The 2841-nt window shown below is 42.0% G+C and carries 3 protein-coding genes; all 3 read left to right on the top strand.

Going from position 1 to position 2841, the window contains the following annotated elements:
- Window positions 1-522: hypothetical protein (locus LHW48_06915; GenBank protein ID MCB5260187.1), on the top strand; the 522-nt coding region annotated here is incomplete at its 5' end.
- A 50-nt stretch (window positions 523-572) separates the two neighbouring features.
- Complete coding sequence (locus LHW48_06910; protein ID MCB5260186.1) at window positions 573-866, top strand: hypothetical protein; 294 nt, start codon at window positions 573-575, stop codon at window positions 864-866.
- Window positions 867-966: 100 nt separating this feature from the next.
- Window positions 967-2688, top strand: a complete 1722-nt coding sequence (locus LHW48_06905; GenBank protein MCB5260185.1) for a transposase — start codon at window positions 967-969, stop codon at window positions 2686-2688.
- Window positions 2689-2841: the final 153 nt, after the last annotated feature.

The following is a 2841-nucleotide window of genomic DNA, read 5'->3' as shown; positions in this document are numbered from 1 at the left end:
GTCTGGCTCTATGCTGATCCTGCCTGGGGAGAGAAGGGCTGTTACAAGGCTGTCATCTCTATAGGCTACGATGGTAACAGGTTCTTTGTGATCCACGTCTGGATACGTCAGACAGAGAATACCAAGTTCTTCAGATACTACTATGATGCCTACCAGGAGCTTGAAAGAATCTACAGAGTGAAAGCCCGGGCAGCATGTGAAACCACCTACGGTCAATCACGTATCCTTGCCGACTTCGACAGGTGGGCTACTGACAGTCATCTTCCACCGATATCGCACAGAATCAAGCGCATAGATAACAAGGATAACAAGAACCTACGCATTGAGAGAACCGAGACCATCATCGAGACAGCCAAGGTGCTCTTTCCGGAGGGTCAGGACACACCAACCCTAATAAGTCAGTTCCTTACCTATCCTGATGGCTACATCGATGGCTGTGATGCTCTGGCAGGTTGTCTGGAACGCTTCTCGGAATACGATATAGGCAGGAATAGAGTGAAAGTCCGGAGATTCAGCTTCTGATGATATTGACAGAAAGAAGAAGCATGGAAAGGTGACTCGCGGAGGTAGTTATGAGAAAAGAACTGCGAAAAGAAGACGCACTTAGATTTTATGCCCTAATGACCATGGGAGGATGTCTGGGTATAGATGCATGCATTAATACGGCTTATCGTGACTTCTGCAGGACTATGCACGGTATTATGGGTAATGATCGCAACGAAGCTATGAGATCAAAGGCTTCGGATATCATCAAACGAATGATCGGGAAGATATTAAAGGGCAGTTTGACACAAGACGAGTTTGATAAATTACATGGCTCAGCTTGCAAAGCAATCAAGAAAGTGACTCTGTGGCAAAAACTCTAAACCAGGACAAGAAATATATCTATCTAATTAGTAAAGAAAGTTCTTGACAGATGTAAGAGCCCTATCATTATGGCACACATAACGATAGTGAGGATATATAATGCATAAGCCAAATAACAGACATAAGCAAATAGACATATTCGACTGGGAATTCAACCTTCCCAAAAAGGTAAAATCACACATGGCAATCTGGAAAACCTTGCGCAAAGAGGTATTCGAAAAGGTAGATGAGAGCAGCTTTAGTGTTCTTTATCCAAGCCATACCGGGCGCCCAAACTCTCCCATCAACCAGTTGGTTACCTTGCTGACTATCAAGGAGTTGTTTGATTGGACTTTTCGAGAATTAGAAGAAAGCATGTCTTTGCATATAGGCTTGCTGCATGCCTGTGGCATACCCATGGGTGAATCCACTGTTTCACTGCGAACTATCACCAATTTTATTCAATCTCTGAGGGTGTACCAGGATAAGACAGGCATAGATTTATTCAATCTGGAATTTAATCGTTTAGTTCAGAGCCAGATAGAATCTTTTATGGTAAACACCAAGATTGCCCGTACTGATTCTACTCAGATTCATACTAATGTATGCGCATACAATAGATTACAGCTACAGATAGAAGCAGTTAAGAGATTGTATAGAGTCATTGACGTAGCAGATCAGGAGTATATCTTTGGATTAAACCCTAACTATATTAAATATGATGCAGATAACTATGTGAGCATGCTCAAAACGGATGATGTAAAAGATGAGTTCCAGAAGGTTGGGCAATGTTACCTTTCTATAATCAACCATTTTGGCGACAAGTACGTAAATAAAGCAGAATGGCAGATGCTTATGCGCATCTTCGAAGAGCAATTTATCGTAGAGCCAGGTGATGATGATGAGCCCAAAATCAGCAAAAAGTCGTCTGACGATAAGACTAGCAACGATATCAGAGCCATTGATGATCCTGAAGCGACACTACGCTACAAATCAGGCGTTAATAACTTGGGTTTTGTGGGCAACGTAGTTGAGACCGCTGATCCTGAAGCAGAGCTGAACTTAATCTGCGACACCACTTTATGCCAAAACAATGTTTTTGATGGGAAGATGCTGTTAGACGCTATGGATGATCTTGTAAAAGATAGACTTACCGAACTCGAAGAGATCCATTATGATGGCGGATACGGTGGTCCTGCTTTGGACGAAAAATTGGAGCAATACTCCATCAATAGCGTTCAAACAGGAATAAAAGGGGCTAAGTCGGAGGGTCGTATGTTTGTTGAGAAATGTGACGATTCGTACTATGTGACCTGCGTCGGAAAGCAAAGAGTAAAATGCATCAGGCTAAAGAAAAGCCACAAGGCATTATTCGATCCTTCTATCTGTAAAGAATGTGAACATTTAGCAACCTGTAAGCTCAAATGGCTCAAGACAGTTAAGAAGTATGCCTATTACATGAGTGACAAAGACATATCTAAGCGTTTGAGACTATCTTACATAAAAACAGTGCCTAAAAAACGGAAGGCTCTAAGAAGTGGCGTAGAGGCGACCATACGCCAGTTCAAGTACAGGACAAGAGCTGGAAAGTCAAGGCTCAGAGGACTATACAGACATAAGCTGTGGTTCACGCTGCTTGCACTTGCAATCAATGTAAAGAGAATTAACAATTACACTACAGGTGTGCCTAAGAATCGGAGAAAGGGGCGTTTATCGTCTTGTGTAAATATTTATGCGTTAATATTTGCCCGCATAGAGTCCATCTGGGGCACATTTTGGCAAATATATAGAACTTTACGGCCAAATTTGTGTCGGAACCGGTTTACCTGGGTATTATGCTGAAATCTGAAAGTGAGTTGTTACTACAGAGTCATTCTCGTGTCTATGTAAAAAGTACAATCAGATAAATCAAGGCTATGATTTAATGCAGCTGACACAAGCATCTCGGATTGAACATAACCCACAGCTAAGTCTATTATTTTATTGAAAGTTGGT

The organism is Candidatus Cloacimonadota bacterium (assembly GCA_020532355.1).
Taxonomy (GTDB): Bacteria; Cloacimonadota; Cloacimonadia; order Cloacimonadales; family Cloacimonadaceae; genus UBA5456.
The sequence above is the reverse complement of the archived record's forward strand: the minus strand, read 5'-3'. Positions and strand labels throughout refer to the sequence as shown.